At 40.6% G+C, this 19,776-nt stretch carries 20 protein-coding genes; 4 read left to right on the top strand and 16 right to left on the bottom strand.

Annotation, left to right across the window (positions count from 1 at the left end):
* The first annotated feature begins 211 nt into the window (after nt 1-211).
* Both AR334_RS29305 and AR334_RS01870 read left to right on the top strand, forming a co-directional pair.
* A complete protein-coding gene (locus AR334_RS29305; protein WP_156431150.1) occupies nt 212-367 on the top strand; it encodes a hypothetical protein in 156 nt (51 codons plus the stop codon).
* A gap of 183 nt (nt 368-550) precedes the next feature.
* Nucleotides 551-1,942 (top strand): amino acid permease, encoded by a 1,392-nt coding sequence (locus tag AR334_RS01870; protein WP_066304265.1) that lies wholly within the window; start codon nt 551-553, stop codon nt 1,940-1,942.
* 156 nt (nt 1,943-2,098) lie between these two features.
* Here AR334_RS01870 and AR334_RS01865 read toward each other — a convergent pair whose 3' ends face one another.
* The 12 genes from AR334_RS01865 to AR334_RS01810 form a co-directional block, all read right to left on the bottom strand.
* Nucleotides 2,099-2,284: a Fur-regulated basic protein FbpA gene (locus AR334_RS01865; RefSeq protein WP_066304264.1), complete on the bottom strand. Its 186-nt coding sequence runs from the start codon at nt 2,282-2,284 to the stop codon at nt 2,099-2,101.
* A 447-nt stretch (nt 2,285-2,731) separates the two neighbouring features.
* Entirely contained in the window at nt 2,732-2,977 is a 246-nt protein-coding gene (locus tag AR334_RS01860; RefSeq protein ID WP_156431149.1) for a hypothetical protein, read from the bottom strand.
* A 236-nt stretch (nt 2,978-3,213) separates the two neighbouring features.
* On the bottom strand, nt 3,214-3,918 hold the full coding sequence (locus AR334_RS01855) for a B3/4 domain-containing protein (RefSeq protein ID WP_066304263.1): 705 nt from the start codon (nt 3,916-3,918) through the stop codon (nt 3,214-3,216).
* Between the two features lie 123 nt (nt 3,919-4,041).
* A complete protein-coding gene (locus AR334_RS01850) occupies nt 4,042-4,230 on the bottom strand; it encodes a hypothetical protein (protein ID WP_066304262.1) in 189 nt (62 codons plus the stop codon).
* A 104-nt stretch (nt 4,231-4,334) separates the two neighbouring features.
* A complete protein-coding gene (locus AR334_RS01845; protein WP_066304261.1) occupies nt 4,335-4,985 on the bottom strand; it encodes an ABC-2 transporter permease in 651 nt (216 codons plus the stop codon).
* Entirely contained in the window at nt 4,969-5,844 is an 876-nt protein-coding gene (locus tag AR334_RS01840; protein ID WP_156431148.1) for an ABC transporter ATP-binding protein, read from the bottom strand. Before AR334_RS01840 ends, AR334_RS01845 begins: the two co-directional genes overlap by 17 nt.
* 5 nt (nt 5,845-5,849) lie before the next feature.
* Nucleotides 5,850-6,221 carry a GntR family transcriptional regulator gene (locus tag AR334_RS01835; protein WP_066304260.1) on the bottom strand — a complete coding sequence of 124 codons (372 nt, stop codon included), beginning with the start codon at nt 6,219-6,221 and terminating at the stop codon, nt 5,850-5,852.
* Nucleotides 6,222-6,420: 199 nt separating this feature from the next.
* Complete coding sequence (locus tag AR334_RS01830) at nt 6,421-6,906, bottom strand: carbonic anhydrase (RefSeq protein ID WP_156431147.1); 486 nt, start codon at nt 6,904-6,906, stop codon at nt 6,421-6,423.
* A 41-nt stretch (nt 6,907-6,947) separates the two neighbouring features.
* Entirely contained in the window at nt 6,948-7,316 is a 369-nt protein-coding gene (locus AR334_RS01825) for a DUF2294 domain-containing protein (protein ID WP_066304258.1), read from the bottom strand.
* An 82-nt stretch (nt 7,317-7,398) separates the two neighbouring features.
* The gene (locus tag AR334_RS01820) at nt 7,399-10,011 is read right to left on the bottom strand and encodes a DUF2309 domain-containing protein (RefSeq protein ID WP_066304257.1); all 2,613 of its coding nucleotides are present in this window, start codon (nt 10,009-10,011) and stop codon (nt 7,399-7,401) included.
* Nucleotides 10,008-11,543 (bottom strand): NADH dehydrogenase subunit 5, encoded by a 1,536-nt coding sequence (locus AR334_RS01815; protein WP_066304256.1) that lies wholly within the window; start codon nt 11,541-11,543, stop codon nt 10,008-10,010. Before AR334_RS01815 ends, AR334_RS01820 begins: the two co-directional genes overlap by 4 nt.
* Before the next feature lie 439 nt (nt 11,544-11,982).
* Nucleotides 11,983-13,218: a M14 family zinc carboxypeptidase gene (locus tag AR334_RS01810; RefSeq protein WP_066304255.1), complete on the bottom strand. Its 1,236-nt coding sequence runs from the start codon at nt 13,216-13,218 to the stop codon at nt 11,983-11,985.
* A gap of 294 nt (nt 13,219-13,512) precedes the next feature.
* On the opposite strand from AR334_RS01810, the gene AR334_RS01805 reads away from it, so the two are divergent.
* Entirely contained in the window at nt 13,513-14,382 is an 870-nt protein-coding gene (locus AR334_RS01805) for a LysR family transcriptional regulator (RefSeq protein WP_066304254.1), read from the top strand.
* 161 nt (nt 14,383-14,543) lie between these two features.
* Nucleotides 14,544-15,824: an MFS transporter gene (locus AR334_RS01800; protein ID WP_066304253.1), complete on the top strand. Its 1,281-nt coding sequence runs from the start codon at nt 14,544-14,546 to the stop codon at nt 15,822-15,824.
* Nucleotides 15,825-16,010: 186 nt separating this feature from the next.
* Here the strand turns inward: AR334_RS01800 and AR334_RS01795 are convergent, their stop codons facing one another.
* From AR334_RS01795 to AR334_RS01780, 4 genes are all read right to left on the bottom strand, one after another.
* The gene (locus tag AR334_RS01795) at nt 16,011-16,385 is read right to left on the bottom strand and encodes a nuclear transport factor 2 family protein (RefSeq protein ID WP_066304252.1); all 375 of its coding nucleotides are present in this window, start codon (nt 16,383-16,385) and stop codon (nt 16,011-16,013) included.
* A 132-nt stretch (nt 16,386-16,517) separates the two neighbouring features.
* Nucleotides 16,518-16,748 carry a threonine dehydratase gene (locus AR334_RS01790; protein ID WP_066304251.1) on the bottom strand — a complete coding sequence of 77 codons (231 nt, stop codon included), beginning with the start codon at nt 16,746-16,748 and terminating at the stop codon, nt 16,518-16,520.
* Between the two features lie 30 nt (nt 16,749-16,778).
* Nucleotides 16,779-18,200 carry an FAD-binding oxidoreductase gene (locus AR334_RS01785; protein ID WP_066304250.1) on the bottom strand — a complete coding sequence of 474 codons (1,422 nt, stop codon included), beginning with the start codon at nt 18,198-18,200 and terminating at the stop codon, nt 16,779-16,781.
* A 102-nt stretch (nt 18,201-18,302) separates the two neighbouring features.
* Complete coding sequence (locus AR334_RS01780) at nt 18,303-19,772, bottom strand: sodium/proline symporter (protein ID WP_066304249.1); 1,470 nt, start codon at nt 19,770-19,772, stop codon at nt 18,303-18,305.
* Nucleotides 19,773-19,776 lie beyond the last annotated feature (4 nt).

Raw genomic sequence — 19,776 nt, 5'->3', positions numbered from 1 at the left:
ATGTTTTAACCCGTATTTTAACCAATACTTCTTCCATTTAGCCGTTTTTCCAAACTAAAAGATCCTCCCCATTTGCATCGATCAATCCTTTTTATCCTTGTTCATCATCTCTTTGTAATGATTGTAGTGAAATAGTAATTCAAAGAGGACAAACATTGGCGCATAAGTATGGAAAAAGCAAAAACTTTTTTTAAAAAGGAGGATTTTTTCGATGGGTATCTTAGCGAAAATTAGTTGTAAGGTAAAGGGTCACGTTTATGAAGAAAAAAATGAGAAACCAGATGGCTTTGGATATATTGCGACTTGGTTAAAATGCAGCCGTTGTGGTCATGAAACAGTCGTCACAAGACGTGAGGATGATGTGTAAGTGTTTAGTTTACAAGTATTACGTTTTTACGAAAACATTATTTAAGATTACATCTTTTTTTCAATCAGATTAGCAATTAGTAACTTTTGTATATCTCCATTTTTAAAACATAATTGTTTAATTACCCTTAAAAACCTCTATCTAAAATCGTTGTTACTTTTAAGGGAGAAATGGAGGGTATGAATGAAATCTTTTATAAGAAGGAAATCAATTGAAGATTTACAAAAGGAGAGCACGAATAGTGTAGGTTTTCAACGGGTTTTAGGATTATGGCAACTGACAGCCATTGGTTTAGGGGGAATCATTGGTGTAGGGATTTTTGTCCTGACAGGTGTGGCAGCCGCAGAACATGCGGGGCCTGCTGTCATTTTATCCTTTCTGATCGCGGGGCTTGCCAGTGCGGCAGCGGCATTGTGCTATGCGGAATTTGCCGGATTGATTCCGGTTGCGGGCAGTGCCTATACCTATAGCTATGCGGTGCTGGGGGAAGGAGCCGCTTGGCTGATTGGATGGGATTTATTGCTTGAATATACCCTGGTCATCGCAGTAGTGGCGATTGGATGGTCAGGTTATATGCAAGAGATGTTGCAACAAATCGGCATTCATCTTCCATTGTGGGCACAGGGGGCTCCAGGGACAGGTGATGGTCATAAAATCGACCTGATTGCGATGTTGATCAGTTTGGCCATAGCAGGGCTGCTTACCATTGGGATGAAATGGGGAGCACGATTTAACAACTTAATGGTCATCATCAAATTAAGCATCGTGGTAGTGGTCATTGCAGTTGGAAGCTTTTTCATTGATACCGCCAACTGGCACCCGTTTATGCCATTTGGGTTTCATGGCGTAATGGGCGGTGCTGCACTAGTATTCTTCGCCGTATTTGGATATGACACCTTAACTACGGCAGCGGAGGAAGCAAAAAATCCACAGCGCGACTTACCTCGGGCAGTGGTTATGTCCTTAACGATTGCTCTCTGTCTTTATATCGGCATGTCGCTCGTGATTACAGGAATGGCCCCATATGAGACATTGGGAAATGCCGCCCCGATTGCGAAGGCTTTTAATCAAGTAGGTCTGAATTGGATCACCTTAATTATCTCTGCAGCTGCCATCACGGGGATTTTATCGGTACTGTTTTCCTTTATGCTCGCCGGTTCACGCATATGGTTCGCCATGAGCCGCGACGGGCTGCTGCCCAACTGGTTTGCCAAAGTCCATTACAAATTTAAAACACCCTATCGTCCAACTCTCATTATCGGTGTGGTTACAGCCATCGTATCAGGTTTAACCCCGATTAATGAGGTCGCTGAGTTAGTGAACATCGGAACACTGTCGGCCTTTATCCTAATTTGCGCCTCTATCATGGTACTGCGTATCAAGCAGCCTAATCTAGAAAGAAGATTTAAAACACCATTTGTGCCATTTGTTCCCTTAATCGGTATTGGTTTTTCAGTTTATCTGATAATCAGTCTGCCCTCGATTACCTGGATCCGCTTTATGATTTGGATGGCGGTGGGCGTGGTTATTTATCTTTTATATGGTATTCGTAAAAGTAACCTTTCAAAAAAATAAGCTTCAATGGCATTGCTTTGCTTGGTGAGAAGATTAACAAGAGAGTTGGCAGACGCCAACTCCCTTTGTTATTTTTTTCCAAAACTACACTGCTGCCTTCACCTAATAAAGGAACAGTTGATCGTGTAACAACACCTTCCTCGGCTGATTAGACTTTTAATTTGTTTCACATTGCTCTTCTTTCATTTGATCCACATAAGTATATTTATAAGCATCCTCTAAATCACTTAAAGTCCATTCATAAAGATGCTTATTATTTCTTTTATAAACACCTAATTGAACAAGACGCTCGATTAAAAATTGTCTTCTTAGCTTAACTACTTTTCTTAGTAATATTCCCAAAAGGATAACCTCCCGTTTTCATATAGAATAATAGTATTTAAATGTCCTACAGTGCTGCAATGGATGGAAGGCAGGGCTCAGTAGTAAAAATGAATCTCCCCCTTTCTCACAAATGCCATTATAAAGCGGCATAAATTTGGAATCTGTCGATTGGGCTCGAATGAGTCAAGTCTTAAAGGAAACGTTATCTTACTTTAATAAAAGTAAGATAGATGTGTTATTTGAAAAAAGGTTTGTTATATTCACAGGGGTGCTCCATCCCTACTCTTATTTGACCGCCCATCGCAATCGTTGTCATTTATAAACGGGAACTAAAACAAAACTTTGGTGGATTACTTTGAGGAAAGCTATAACTTACTAAAAGAAACAGGCGTATTTACAATTGTAGATACGCCTGTTTCGCAGATACGTCTTTTCCTATAAGTTGGACGTTTTAATCAGCAAATCTTAGTATGGGTAGTAATGGTGGTGGTAGTATGGGTAGTAATGATAATACGGATAGTAGTGATGGTAATGCGGATAACCATAACCATAACCAAACCCTGGACCTCCAAATCCGAGACCTGGTCCAAAACCAAAACCTGAACCTGGTCCACCTAAACCAAGACCCGGCGAGAAACCAAAACCTGAGCCTGGTCCACCTAAACCAATCCTGTCATCCATTGTATATTGGGCATAATAATTTGGAATCATGTTGATCCTCCTCATTTCTTTTTACAGTAAAGTTTATGTATAGGTGGGTAAAAGTTCTTGGGTATATGCCCTATTTGATATGAATTTATAATACAATCACAAAATTAGACAGCTGCCTATTATGTTAATTTTATTCAAAACAAAAGGACTTAAATCAATGAAGTCCTTTTGCTTTTTGTATTTAACTAGAACATTAAAAGATGACGTTACATTCGTTTGCCCAAATTGCCTCCTGTTTAGATCAATATTTCCCGATTATTAAGATCCAACACTTCCAACCTCACACAACCACCAAGATGGTGTGATACTAAATCAGACAACTCTTTAAGCGCCATATGAAACTCATCGCTTCTTGTTTCATCGATTAATTCAATACAAAGGAAGGCATTTTTCGTGTTTTCTGTTAGCATCGTCCGCTGTGCTTCACGCCAATTCCAGCATCTGCAAATGGCGCCGGCATCATCTTTATAAACAATTTCCCCTTCGTACGGCGTTGCATTTTCTTCACTTCCCAATGGAATGAATCGTTCATCCCCTTTAGCCCTCGTTAGCAAAATATCTCCAACAAAAGCGTCAATATCTTCTCCGCCACAGGGTAGTCCATATCGTAATGAAATGGAATTATAAAGGTCAACAAGTGGGTTTATGGTCCCGATAGAATTGCCATTCTTCACTCTTTTTAATAAGGCTTCAATGGAACACCTTGCCCCTTTCTTGGTCTTGAATTTCTGAAAAGCTTCCCGCCAAACGGAAATGACCCCATTGCTGCTGAATTCCTCTTGGGCAATGAATTTATGTGCTTCTTTCTCTGCCTCTCGCAGCAGCTGCTCATAGTTCTCAGCGTCCCTTTTAGAATTATCAATTCCCTGACAAATAACAACGCCTATTTTTGCATGCGGGAATAAGGTCCAAAAATCATCTTTAATGATAAATTTAGTCATAAACGCTTTCTCCATTTCTATCCTTCTTGTGACAACACGATAAATTTCATCCTATACCATTCCTAGGATTATTAAACCAATTATTTAAAGACCCAAATTCATATCTCTGCTGGGTACCTTCATTCAATAGATCTCTTTTATAAAAATAAAATTCTTCATCAGTTCCTTTTCACCGATTGATATCCGGTTCGCTAAATCATCGGTTCTCAAAACAAACTCTTTAACCCCAATAAATTCAGATTCACTTACTAAGAAAAATGGAGTCCCTTTTTTATATCCATTAAACTGACGTTTAAGTTTATAAACCTTCATTGCATACCCTCTTGTGAATATATTAGTTATATGTAAACTGTACCACAAAATGCCAGGTACCACTTCAATCATATGAAGGTGCCTGGCATTTTTCTTGTTCGCTTTTAAAACTCCCGGTTTTTAAAGAAGGTCATCGAGATGAAATATGAGATGGCTAATATCATGAGCAGCGGGATCAGCATGATGATCATCCATTGAGGCCCACTATTCATTAATTCCTGCATACTCTGCCCTAAGGTATAATGATCGTTTTTCATCAAATTGCCAATCGTAAAGGTGCCCCCAAAAACGGCAACAAAGAGAAGAATTATGTTGATTATTTTCGATTTTAAGTAGCCATATTTAAAAATCAACGGAAAGCTTATAGAGAACAAAACGGTAATCGCTGCTAGGCTGCCCATTAAGGTTGATGAGTTAAAAGGAACATGAAATGGCACGTTAAACAGGCTGGTCAATAAATCAACGACGTAGAATCCAAGTATCACATAGGCAGCAAAGACATAGATGGAAATATATTTGGATAATACGATGGTCCTTTTGTTGATTGGTAGACTAATGAGAATAATCTCACTGTTTACTTTTTCCTCCAATGCACTTGCACCTAAAACTAACTGGTAGGTGACGGTAATAATCCCCACGATCAGCCCGACCGTCCCCATGTTTGAAAGAGTGAATGAAAAAAAGATAATTAAAACAAGGGACAACAGCAAGGAATTCTTTTGCACCAATACATCCTTTTTAATAAGTTGATACACGGTTAACACCCCTTGTTGAAAATACTAAAATATCTTCTAATGTCGGTTTTTCAATCAACACGGAATCGCCGAATCGTCTCCTAACATCCTTTTTACTAGTTGATAAGGCTTCAAAACCATACGCATTTTCTCTAAGTCCGATGAATGTTTCACGATTGGCTGCATGGAGCTTTTCTTTATCGCCTTTTACAATGCAATACTCTTCGAGCAGTTCATCCTTTGGTTTACTTAACATGATTTCGCCATTGTGGATTAAGGTGATAAAGTCAGCAATTTTATCCAAGTCCGAGGTAATATGCGTTGAAAAGAATATCGATTTATTTTCATCCTCTAACAAGGACTGAAGAACCTCTAATAGTTCTGACCTAACGAGCGGATCCAATCCTGAAGTTGGCTCATCCATAATTAAGAACTCAGCATGGTGCGAAAGGGCGATAGCTAAGGAAAACTTCATTTTCATTCCTTTCGATAACTGCTTAATCTGCTTCTTAACTGGGAGATCGAACGCCGCTACATATTTTTTAAATACCGCCTCGTCCCATCTGCTGTAGAATGGACTGATGATGCTTTTTAATTGTTGAATCGTCAGGTCCTCGTAAAAATGATTTTCATCATAAACAAAGCCGATTCGATCCTTAATCGTCAATTCATCTTTTTCATTATCTAATCCAAACAGGGTAATGTTGCCGCTATCCTTTTTAATTAAATTCATAATCAGTTTGATCGTCGTGCTTTTACCGGCTCCATTTGGGCCGATAAAACCCATGATATACCCTCTTTCCAAGGTAAGATTTATATTTTTTAATGAAAAATCTTTGTAGCTTTTTGATACATTGCTCATTTCTAATATGTTCGTCAACCTATTCACCCCTCATATAGTAACTGCAGCATTTCTTGAAGTTCCTCTAAGGATAACCCCACGAGTTTTGCTGTATGGATGGCTTCAGTCATTTTTTCCTCAATACTTTTCACTTTGGTTTCGCGGAGCATTTCTTTGTTGATAGCGGCCACAAACGACCCTTTTCCGGCAACTGTTACGATGAATCCATCTTTTTCCAACTCATCATAGGCTCTTTTTGTTGTAATGACGCTGATTTTCAGCTCTTTTGCCAGATTTCGAATCGAAGGAAGCGGTTGAGATTCGGGCAATTCCCCCGATACGATCTGTTCCTTGATTTGATTCATAATTTGCAGATAAATTGGTTCATCCGATGAATTTGAAATGAAGATATTCACGGCATTGCATCACCCTATCGTTATTAGTGTATATATACAATATATACAGATATAACAGTTGTGTCAACATCAGATTTTACGTTCAGCAATTAAAGGCAGAAATAAAGAAATAAAAAAACCGAACATGCATTAACATGTCCGGTCCAGATTGGCTGGGTCCCTTGGCCTCCAGTACTCTGTCTATTTTCAACTAAGAAATCTATGCCATCTTTGATTGATTTTCGCTCTCCATCATTACTTCCGTCACTTTGATGTTGGAAGGCAGCAATGGATGGTTTCGAATCACATCCGCATTCGTTTGCGTACTATTGGCTGAGGTTTCGCCGCTTCCCAGCCATTCTCTGATACTGCCATTAAAGTATTCTGGCTTGCAATTTTTAAATAGATAATCCAATGTTTTAATTTTCGTTTGTAATTCTCGATTATCATCTATTTTTTTAAGTGTCTCTTTAGCATTCTTTTTATTAACTTTTGGAACCGCAACAAAAATTTCTTTCACCTTTTCCCGATAAACAGCAAGGATGATGTCCCGCATGAGATCACCGAAGGGTTCAATCTTTGATCCATAAGATTGCATGACTATGATATTTTCCCGTGTATAGCTGGTGATTTGTTTCATCATTCTTTCCGGATTTTGTTCCATTCCCATCACAAACAGAACTTTTTTCTTTTCGTCGGTCTTCATTACGTTCACCCCATATTCAATTGAATCTGTGCAAAACCTCATCAATTTGATAGTTTTTTCTCCAAATCTCCTGTAAGTTTAAAGACCATAACCCTTTCGCCAGTTTGGGTACTGATGTCGGTATAAAAACTTGTTACTTCTTGACCGGTTATTGAAAAAATAATTTGCTTTATATCTGCTTCGCCTGACTCAACAAGACTGTTTCGAGTCATTTTTATCGATAATAAACCCTCTTTGTCCTTACATAAGGCATATTCAGCAGGGGTTAATATTCCATTCAATGTAACAATCACCATATCGCGTAAAATATCTGTCTTGACAGCAATGGAACCACGGCCAAGATAACTTTTCTCCCATTGCGTTAAGGCTTTACTAATTTCGGCTTCAATCGATCCTTTTGACTTCTCCATATGATTTCTACCCTTCTCTACTATATATAAGGCTATATTATTTAAATCCAAAGTTCCTACTTTTCATTTAAACCGAGTCGTACTATGACCAGTTTTTCCAGGTTCCTTCCGGATCAATCGATGCAAGCCGAAGCCAACCGTTTTGTACTTTTTGCCGAAAGGCCCGATCGTGATTCAATAATCTTTCGACATATTCCGTTGGTGCCTGGATAACCACCAGCAGCCTTAATGGTGCATGATAGGCTTGTTGGTCCGATTGCATGACCGACTGCCATGGCAGCCCAGATAATAAATCACTGGCATTTCCCTGCATCACCCCAATTCCCGAGGTTACCGTTTGGGTCGCTTTATTTCCGCTGCCATAATAATGAGGCGCCACGGTGGATGCATAATATTGCAGGTTGATCCATTGACAAACCGTTCCCGGGCCGGCAATGATACCGGCAAGCAGCGAACCGTTTTTATCCTTTTTCCAGTTGTAGTTATGAAGAAAAACTCTTCCCTCCAGATTGCACTCCTTGGTCAAGCTTCGTTCTCCGATGACAAATGCCGCATTACGGGCCAGTCCCCATTCCGGACGCATCTCACTCCAGTCCTCTGAAAACCGTTGTGCTTCCGATTTTGGATGTTTGAAGGTATTTTTGAGATTCGGCAATTTCGAGATTCGCTCGGCGTTAGCCTCCTCACTCACCTTCGGCAGCTCGGCTTGGATTTGTTTATAGGCTTCTTTAGCATCACCCGAAAGATGTGGCAGATAAACCCATTTTAGTTCATCCAGTGATGTGATATGTTCTGCCGCCGCAAAAACGGTATCTTTCGGAATCGAGATCCCTCTTTCCTGGAGGGCCTGGCGTACATGGGGAAGATTACACAATTCCGCCAGCACCCGCGCATTAAAAGCGCTCGAAGCCCCGCCGCATGCTCCGCAATCAAGCGAAGTGGCATATGGATTATTCACGCTGCGGCTCCCATGTCCGCATATCACTACGAATGGAGCGAAATGATCGGTGAGCCCCATCATTTTCAAAGCCTGCTCCGCATATTGCACTTTTTCTCCCTTTGAAAATCCGACCGGTAACTCCGTATTTGTGTGATCCATTCGGTCAAGCGTTAGTTTCACATCAGGTTTTCTGAGCCATGTATCAAGTAGTTTCCTAAAACTGCTGCCGGTACTCCTTGGTAAAAAAGTTCGTGCCAATGTCTGAATACTGAGCCAGGGTCCGCTGACCTCTGGCAGCAATAAGCTGGCAAGCAGGTTGTGTTTCATCTGTTTGAATGTACCAGTAAGTAATTGGACTGCCTCTGTACGCTCATGGAATCGTTGGTACTCCAATTGGTGCAAATATTCTTTTACCTTAAATTGCGGTTTTGACATGATTGGCAAGGATGGATGGCTATGATGGTGATCCAGTTTGCAGGTTTCAATCGGCAAATTGAAAAATCCGGCTGTCCCAAAGGTTTCAAAACCATCTATCTGTTCCAGTTTACGGCGAAAAGGCTCTGACCGCACATCGATACAAAAAACGAATTGTGCCCTTAATGGTTTTGTTTGATAAGAGGTCAACAGTTGCATCGAGATTATTTTATCTTTTAGCTGGTTTTCATACGTTTTTTCCCATGCTTCCAACCAAAGTCTATTTCGGGTAATTTTATCGAACTGCCAAGCAAGGTTCAAACGTGCCCTTTGTTCTGCAGCGGGTAATGGGTACCACTGATTGATGGATAAGTTCCCCCAATGGAGCCAGGCAGAAATGAGCGTTTCCAGTTGCATTGCTCCTTCCGTACCGTGTGTGGGCAAAGGAAGATAAGGCTTCAATAATACAAGCTCCATTGAAATTCGTACAGCTAAATAGTCAGTAAGCAAGGAACGTTCATTTATATTTTGCTGCGAACGCCATAGCATCATTCCCGCCCATCCTGGCAGGGCTAGCAAATGGGCTTCAAAATATTCTTGCGTCTCTGAAAAAGAAATGCCTAATTGGGATAATGCCTCTGTTAAGGCGCTGTCTGCTTCTTTTGGCAGATCCCTTATCTCGTTTCGTGCCTGTTTCGTTAAGGCAGAGTCAAAAGATGCCATTTGCCGCCAAGCAGAATAAAAACCTGCCTCGCGGTTTGGCATTGGCCAGACTGCCTGGGATTCATCCAGGTACAATTTACACCACTTAATCATATGGCGATTCAGTTCCCTTAACGCCCACTCGCCGTCTATCTGTCCGAACCGCTGACTGAGAGTTTTGACGGACGGTCTTGCTTTCAGATGAAACTTGAACCCTTTCAGTTTCTTTGCCAATCGTTTCACTTCAGGAAGTGCCGTCAAATCTTGAGCCGGCAGTTCCTGTCTAAGCGCCGCGCGGCAAAATGGCTCCACTACTGTATGAGGGAGATCGAAAGAATGCGTCTTAAGCCATTGCTGCAGCCCTTCTTCTAAAAAGTTTACATCAATTTCCCCTTGATTCCGTGCCGATTGTAAGACAGAATCATCGGGAAATAGCTCAATATCAGATATACTTTTGAACCGGCGCGCTGTCTGTTCAAAGGATTGCCGTTCCAAACCGGCCCAGGGGCTGCGTGCCGCAAACCTGCTAATCGGGCCGAGCGGTACAATGACTTCGCTAGCAGCTTTTACCACATCCTGAATCGAAAGCTCTTCAACTCGTTTTTCCCAATTTAATGTCTTAGCCAATGACGTTGTCATCTAAAATACCCCCTGTCAGAAAAGGATTTTGCCAAATAGGTTGGATGGCTTTCCACTACATCTTTGTGCGGCTCTCCCAAATGCACCAGCCAAAGATAAACGATGGTAAATGCCTTTGAGGAGCGATTGTTTGCTAACCATAAACCAAAAGCGCTGCCTCCCAGCAAAATAAACAATACCAAGATGGTGGCAGGTGCGGGAGGTTGCATCCCGGTCATGATTGTTTCAAGCAGCAGCTTCTCTAAGGCCATGTGGATGAATTTGAACATCAATACCGCTGCGGCAAGGGTGATAAATCCTGCCAACCGGCCAATCCGGCCGTTTCCAAAAGCAACCAGGCCGGACCAACCTAATATCACGGACCAGCCTAAAATGAGGGCGCTGATGATTTGATAACCCCCACCGCCAGAAGTCAGCCAATACCAAATACCCGTCATGAAACCTAAAATCCCCCCAGTGATTACCCACAAATAGGGAAATGGACGATGATTGAAGGAATGAGTCCTGCTGTGCTGGATAGCGGTTCCAGCCTGTAGAAATAGGCTCGCTTTAAACAGGCCGTGTAAAATCGCATGAATAATGGCAGCCAAATAAGCGCCTAATGCACACTGGATCAGCATGAATCCCATTTGAGCGATAGTGGAGCCGACCAGCTGCCGTTTATAGTCGACATGGACAAGCATCATTCCGGTCCCCATCAGTACGGAAAAACCAGACAAAACGAGTAAAATCAGCTGTGCTGAATCACCGTTAAAAAGGGGAGCAAATCGAGTAAACATAAGACCAGCGGCATTGACAATACCGGCATGCATGACAGCAGAAACCGGCGTTGGAGCCACGACCGTGTCGAGCAGCCAGCGTTGGAAAGGAAATTGTGCTGCGGGAATCATCATCGCCACTATTAACAGGAGGTTGATGCAGGTTCCTTCCCATGATGCAAGTTGTGCAAGATTATTTTTTTCAAGTACAAGCGATAGCTGCCATTGTCCTGTCGATTGTGTAATCCAAATGACAGCCAGAAGCAGGATCATCCAACTGAGTAAAAATAGCCGACCAGCAAAGGCGGCAGCCTTTCTGGCCACATGCCACTGTTTATTTAACCGGATCAGCAACGTCAGTCCCAAAAGGGTGACTCCCCAGCAGACCAACAGCAGGCGAAGGTCATCGCTGAGCCAGGCAAGGGTATCAGCAAATGTAGTGAGTGTGAGTAAAGTAAAATAGTTTCGGTAAAAACGATCGCCAAATAAGTACCGAACCGAAAAGCGCTGCACAATCAAACCAAGGGTTAGGACAAAAAAGGCCAGAAGCCAAGAAAGAGAGTCAAAACGCCAAGGTCCATACAACACCGATCCTTTGTTAGAGAGAAGCCCCCACAAGGCGACGATTGGAGTTAACGATACGATACCGATGTGATAACCAACATAGTGTAAGGGAACCTTTTCCCATAGTAGGAAAATGGCGCTTACCATGGATAAGGTAAGAATGATGAAAAATACAGCTGGTAATGTGATCAACTCAAGATAATGGGACATTCTATCTCTCTCCCCCATAGATTTTTAGAATAGGATTCTGTTTACTTTATAGTTTTTTTAAACAAAAAAACCGGCAAACTCTCAAGTTAATGGCCATGTCAATACCATTAAACATTGTAGATTGCCGGTTTACCTTTAACTGCCTATCAGGCTTTTAAATAGTCTACCTTTATAGTATGTAATTCCAGAAATAAACGGATGCTTATATGATTTTTCTAAAGAATCCCTTTTTCATAAAGCCAATAGGTTCTGATTAACGTTATGCTAAAGGGTTTTATTTTTGAAAAAATCATCAAGTATTATTTGCATTAAAAATATTACTATTGAATAAACTTTCTGTCAAGTTCCTTTTATCGGATGTTGTTTCCACATCAAACGAAAAAGAGGACATTCATGCCCTCTTTTTCTTGATTAGTATTCTATCTTTTACAAAGTATTATCAGTTTGACGGATGTGGATTCTTGATGCGCGGCCCAGCTGGCATAATGTCTGTATCATAAAAAGTTGGGTCCACCTGATATACTTCGCCAGTGACGAACGCCTTTAACGTCTCGTATAACCCATCATAAACCATTTTCACAAACATCCCATTAGCCTTTTGTCCAGTATCGTATATGGATCCACCGCGGAGTTCATAAAGCATAATGGCAGCCCCGTTTAATGTAAATGCGCCAAGCGCTGTTCCTGGGAGATTGACAGCACCATATTTTGTAATGTTAGTTGTAGGGGAATTTCCTTTTTGAGTAAGTTTCTGATAAACAAGACTATTTACTTGCTTAGATAATTTTTCAACCTCAGGATCTAATGGATAATACTTACCATCTAAATCCGTATATCCTTTTCCACTCATAACTTCTGCCAGTATCTGCAAGGAGTTCATCCCATTATCTTCAGTGCTTTGAGCGTAGGTAGGATATTGATGATGAAGATCAATGAAAAGCTTTGGCTTTAGCGCCTTAAACAGAGAAACTGATGCATGAGTTTCAGGTGCCACCATAAACCCAGCCTGAGAACTCGCTCCCCGGTAGGTTGGAGTAGGTTTGTGCTTTGTCTCTGGATTAAGTTTAAAATTGAGGTTTGGGTGATAGTCACGATTAAGATCGAAACCGTTAATACCGAATCTTTGACCATAATAATGTGGTGCTAAGGTATTGGCTGGGAGGCTCCAGGCCTCAGGTGTCCAATTTTGTGCATTGAGGCGTTGCGGCCATCGTTCCCCATCCACTTCAAACATTACGCCGTCAGGATTTAACATGGGAACAATCCAAATCGTTAATTTATCCAGCATTTCTGATACTTCTTTATTTCCGCTGGTCGCCAAAGTCTTAATCAAATCAATAGTCGAAATAATATGTGCTTCCTCGTCTCCGTGGATAGCTGACTGAATCATAATACCCTTTTTACTATCACTCGGTTCCCCGAATTTAGCTACATAGATGGGTCTATCTTTATTCGAATAACCAGCAACCTCCAGTTTCATCCGTCCTTTTGAACGAGACTCGATATTTTTAAGTTCTTTTCCAAGCTCTTCAATCGTCGTAAACGCTTCCAATTTTACTTTTTGATTTGGTTGTACCCATGGACCATTCGGTGTTGTTTGAGGCTCAGCTGAAGCAATAGTAGTAAATAATACGAGGCACATACATACCGTCAATAAGATAGATAACTTTTTCAAATTTCGCTTCCTCCTTTTTTTCTAAAATGTATTTTTGGCCAAATCAATATGCCGCTTCGATTCTTTCCCCCTTCTACTATGTAAATTTATGGACAGCTGACCTTTAAGGTCTTAAACATTATATCATAGTTATTTTAGAAAATTCAGAATAGGTAAATATTTACTTTGATATTATTTCGACAATAGTAACATTCCTTCGACATACTAGGTCAACTAAAACTTTACAATTTTCAACCATTGATTGAAAATAATATATAGGGAAAAATCTCCAATGTTTTAAAGGAGTTGAAACATTTGGTTACACTCAAGCAAATGGAGTACTTTGTTGCGGCTGTTTTATCCGGCAGTCTTACAACCGCTTCTAAAAAACTATTTATCTCGCAACCCGCTCTTACGAAACAACTTCAACAACTAGAAGAGGAACTCGGTTGCCGGTTATTTTATCGAAAGACAACAGGCCTTGAAATCACCGAGGCAGGACAATACTTCTTCGAAAATGCTAATAAAATTGTAAACGATGTTGAAAATCTGACTGAGGATATGAAGACGTTTAATCACAAAAACATTTTACGTATAGGCGCTTTACCCAGTATTGGCAGCTACTTGCTACCTGCCCTTATTTCTAAAATAGGCCCAAACTATAAAATGGAACTCACGATTAAAGATACAACCTCTCAACTCGTATCATTAATAGAAAGTGATAGAATTGAACTTGCGTTTGTTCAAGATGCTTCTATGTACGATGAAATTATTGTTAAACATTTATTTAATGAACCCTATGATGCGATATTATCCCAAAATTCCAACCTATTAAACGTAGAAACGGTTCGTTTAGAGCAACTTGTAAAAGAACCATTCATTATGCATAAAGCTCCTTGTGATATCAGAGCTTTTGTAGATAGGTATTGTGAAAAGATAGGTTTATCGATCAAACCAATAATAGAATTAGAATTTAATGATTCCATCGTTACTTTTGTAACAAAGGGGATTGGTTCCTCTTTTATCCCACGTATGGTATCGACGCAGCTAAAACACTCTACTCCTTCTGCTATTATTAAATCCATTGAGGATCAATACTTCCAAAGAAGCATCGATTTACTTTATAAGGATGCCTACAAAAAGAAAGCAAATGAGGTTTTAACACATTTGGAGGGAGCTTTATAAAACCGGTAAAGAGGTTACTCTATACCGGTTTTTTCATTTCCTATACTTTGAATATGAATTATAACTTTTTCTTATAAACGTGTAATTTTTATGTATTACCATCCTTTGCCAACAAGCTGTATTCTTTAACTAATAAATATGCTTCGACAGGATGTGTAGGGATGACTAAAAATTATTTTTTATTGGTAAAAGAGAAAAACTTTTTGTATTTTTTTATAGCTACCCTAATCGGTGTTCTAGGTGAGGGAATGTTTGGACTTACCTCCATCGTATTAATTTTGAGTAAAACCGGTTCCGCTTTTGAAGTTGGGAAGATGTTCGTGCTCACCCTGTTCCCATCGGTGATTTTAGCGCCCTTTGCCGGTGTGTTGATTGACCGATACGACAAGCGAAAGATAGCAGTGCTTTGCAACTTGGTGCGTCTTATCGCCATTCTCATCATTCCCGTTAGTTTCTACGCTGGGGTTTTTACTATTTCCATTTTTTCTATATCGATTTTCTTTAGCTATATTGCCTGGTATATTCTAGAACCTACGAAAGAAAGCATTTTAAAATCCATCCTGGATAAGGATCATTACCAACAAGGGATTGCCTTAGTTCAAGGCGCTTGGCAGGTTGGCCTCTTGGCTTCGGCAGTCATTGCAGGAATAGTAATCGATTGGATTGGAGTGGAATTTTCCATTCTTATATCGGGGATGACCTATTTGCCAGCTGCCATCTTTTTTCTGCTCATCAAACGGCCGCAAATTCCCCTCACGGTGGAACAGGAAAGCCATCCATTTTCCCTTAAGAAATACACCAATGTTTTCTGGGAAGGATGGACCTATTTCCTTCAAAATAAAAAGGCAAAATTTTTTATATTAACGACAAGCGTCACTTTGCCTTATTTTTACGGAATTAATGTACTCATTGCCCCTTTTAATCATCATGTCCTAAATGGGACTGGAACTACATTAGGTCTCATCGACAGTGGAGCTGGGATCGGAAGCTTACTATCGGCAATGATATGTACTTTTCTAGCAGCAAAAATGAACTCGCAAAAATATCTATTTGCTTCCATTATTTTATTAGGGGTTTCAACAGTTTTATTCAGCTTAACCAATTCAGTGTTAGTTGCTTTTTTTACGTATATCATAATTGGTTTTTTTATAGGAAATGTGAAGGTGTTATCGAGAACCCTTGTTTTCGATTTTGTAGAGGAGAAATTTATCGGCAGGGTGATGACGACTGTTTCACTGCTCAGCTTGGCACAAGCTATCATCATGTCTTTGTTAGTATCTTATTTGGCAGACAAAAGTATATTATTCTCCTATATAACCATTTCATTTCTATTAATTTTCCCGCTTCTGTATACGATTATGGGAATAAAAGCTGCGAAAGAAGCAGCGCGGTATGATCAAAGTTCAAGGAAGGAACATTTCTTTAGGGGGAAAACAATTTAACGTGTTTTATTATATTGGTATTTTATGAAGAATTTGGATATCCAAATAGTTCATATGACGATCCGTTTAGCGATAATCCGTTTGTTCTTAATTTAACAAATGCAATAAAAAATGGCCATCAATTCGTATATGAATTTGATGGCCGTTTTTTTTATTAAGAAATTTCTATTAAAATAAAATCTTATTTTAGAAGACACCATTTTCATTAGGGGAATCCTCGGGTATGGGCTGACCTATATCCCACAATTCGACGATGAGGTTATGATGAAAACGGAAGATATGGACCACAGCCGCCCCAAGGTCCTCTTGATTTTGCTTTATATGGGAGTGAACGACAACCATTTCACCATCAGCAATCACATGTTTTACCTCAAAGACTTTGTGAGGATTCATCGTGTGGTTCTCTTCCATTGCGAGCATAAGAGAGTCAGCATCTCCACGGAAAAAGGGATTATGATGGCGGAAATCCGGTGCAAGGTACTTTTGGAAGGCTTCGCGAATCTCCCCCGAGACAACCAGTTGCAAAAAGGATACAGCCTTTTCTTTTAGAGAATCTTTCATTACACATCATCCTTTCTTTAATGAAATAATATATCTTCATCGTATCTAATGCCAACTTTTTGTTTATAGGAAATTTGTATAAGAATAGGGAATGGAGAAATCCATTCCCTTATTACACGCATATCAAGCCAATTAGTTTTTACAGTAATTTTCCTCCAGAAAAGAAATCATCTTTCTAAATTCATCTGGATGAATAAATTCATCACCTGTCCAATTCCTTTTAATCCATTCAATTAATTCGGTTGGGTTATTAAAAAATTCACCGCTAGAATCTGATTTCCTAAGCATATACCTGCCATTGTCTTCATCAATTGTGACTTCACAAGGCAATGCACTATCATAACAGTTTAAATAAAACTCCATGCCATTACACCTCCTTAACAAATTGTTCCCTCAATGACGAATCATCCGTTCAGCCAAAGTATTTCCATTTGGCGGTATTCCTATTGACTCAGCTCTATTATCTAATCGTCTTATTTCTGATTGGACATACCTGGCTCCCATCCATCGTAAAGGTTCTGGAACCCATTTAGTGGAGGAATGTTGCACCATTGGTAGTTCGGTAAGACTTGATTTTTTTTCATAAATTAAATCACTGAGAATTCGACCTGCCAGGTTAGCGGTCGATACACCTTGTCCGAAATAACCAAAAGCTTTGGCAACCCGGGTTTGCTTATTAAATTGAAAGTTTGGTGTCCAATCACTTGTAACCCCTATGGGACCACCCCATGCATGGGTAAACTTAACCTCTTTTAATAACGGGAACCATTCTTTAAACCTTAGCTGTAACCAGTCGAGAACAGGTTCATATGTGTCAAAGGAATCACTTATTTTTGATGCAAAACGATAGGGACTTCCGTTCCCAAGCCCAAACAGGATTCGGCCGTCAGCAGTTTGCTGGAGATAATCCTGACTCAAGGTATTGGATCCGACTGCTTCCCGGTTTTCCCACCCTATGGCAGACCATTGATCTGTGGACAAAGGCTCGGTTAAGATCATGGATGAATACATGGGAATGATACGACGCCGGAATTTGGCCATTTTACTCAGGTATGCTTCGCCGGCTATGACCACCGCCACATTTGCCGTTACACTGCCGCCATTTGCGACCAATTTGGGAGGTGTGGTGGCTGTTCCTTCCACAAAGTCGATTACTTCCGTCTGCTCATATATGCTAACTCCCCGTTGCTCAAGAATTCTAGCCAGGTTCCTAACCAATTTTCCAGGGTGAAGTACAGCTGAAACCTTGGTCAATATACCACCCTTCAGACTATTTGCCATCATTCGTTCCTTTGTCTGACTCTCGTTTAATAATTGGTAGTAGTCTTCTAAACCGAGCTTCCTGAAGGTGGACATCTCGGTCTCCAAATGAGACAACATATTTTCTCTTAATGCCACCTTTAAAAACCCAGCCTTATTCCAATCTGCATCTATCTTCTCGTGGTTAATAACCCGTTCAACCTCATTTACTGCATCATACATCGCCAATTGTAATTCTTTGGCAGTTTCCAACCCAAACCGCTCAATCGCGATTTCAGGGGTAATCGAAAATTTAGGAGAACACCAGCCTGCATTTCTTCCGGAGGCTCCAAAACCAACAATATGTTTATCCATGATTACGATTTTTAAAGATGGATTCTGCTGTAATAAATAATAGGCAGTCCAAAGACCTGTATAGCCAGCCCCTAAAATCGCGACATCTACATGTAGTTCTTCTGTTAACTGCGACCTGGGACTTAAATCATCCATACTACTTTCAAGCCAATAACTTCTCGAAGCATAGTAGTTGAGTAAATTTGTCTGTCCTTCTGTCAATCTTGAGCACCTCCTGAAACCTTTCCAAGCACCCAGTCAGATTGCAAGCCTAGTTTTTTATCAAAACTAGGCCCGCAACCATCAATTATTTAGGAGAACTTTTTAGGTTAGCTTTATATCCTCCAATTTTTCAGTAGAAATAGCTTGCTTGCTGTCTGGAGCTACCAAACTGACAACCACCCCTGCAATCAGAGCAAGAACTAAGGTTGCTCCACGAGATGTAACGATGCCCTCAAGTGGTGTATTAATCCAGATGATAGTACTAATACAACCAGTAAGTAATGCGGCAAGAACCCCAGCTCCGGACATTCGTTTCCAGAAGAAGGTGAGAAGAATGGCGGCAGCAAAGCTATTCCCTACACCAGCCCATGCCCAGCCAATGACCACATAAATCAGAGATTTAGACATCAGTCCGATGACCAGGCCAAAGACTCCAACAAGCGAAACGATAATACGGGAGATCATGACTAATTGTTTCTCCGTAAATTTCATCTTCATGATCTTGACTAAAACATCTTCACTAATGGAACTCGCAACAACTAATAATTGAGAAGAGGCTGTTGACATGATGGCCGCGAGGATACCAGCCAGTAGAATGCCGACTAACCATCCTGGTAGTAGTTCAGTTAGCATAAACGGCAGGATCATTTCAACATTATCAATGCCATCTTTCCCGTATAAGGTTAAACCAGTTAAACCAATCATGAAGGCACCGCCGTAGGCAATGACTCCCCAAAAGATCGCTGCATTTCTGCCAATTCTAGCGTCCTTTTCACTTTTTAACGCCATAAATCTGGCACTAATATGCGGCTGTCCTCCCAAATACCCCAACGCCCAGGAGAGATTTGCGTAGATGAGCATCCCCGCAGCAAATCCAGTAACGCCGCCTGTCCAAGAATCAGCTCCATTTCCAGCCTGTACAAGAGCATCGGTGATCGATAAATCCATCGAAGATATTTTGATCAAAGCAACAATTGGAAGAACACCAAGTGTCAAGATCATTAAAATGGCTTGAATGGCATCTGTCCAAACTACTGATAAGAATCCCCCAAGACAGGAATAAACGATAACAACCACTGCTACAATTATGATGCCAACTAAAGGCTTAATACCCATCGTTTGTTCTAATGTTTGACCAGTTCCTCCGAATTGAGTCCCTACATATAGCGTAAAGAAAGGAACGATGATGATAGCCCCAATCCCTCTGATCCAGTTTGCATGGTTAGGAAATCTCGCTGATAGATAATCCGGAAGAGTTAGGGCGTTGTACTTGATTCGTTCTTCCATGAATTTTTTAGCCAGAAATAACCAGGAAACGATTATGCCTAGTAACATTCCCACGAACAGCCAAATACTGGAGAGACCGGTTGAAAAAGCAAATCCGGTAGCCCCGAGTAAGAGCCAGGCTGAAGCTTCCGTTGATCGTTCGGAAAATGCCAAGGCCCAGCCCGGAATTTTATTGCCGCCAAGGTGATAATCGTCATACCCCAACTTTTTACGGCTAAAATAAACCCCGATTCCAATCATGGCCACAAAATAAATGATAAGTTCAATAAGTACAACCATATCCATACAT

The organism is Bacillus sp. FJAT-29814, assembly GCF_001510715.1.
In the GTDB taxonomy this organism is placed as follows: Bacteria; Bacillota; Bacilli; order Bacillales; family Cytobacillaceae; genus Neobacillus.
Note: the sequence above shows the minus strand (reverse complement) of the source record. Positions and strands in the feature narration are given on the sequence as shown.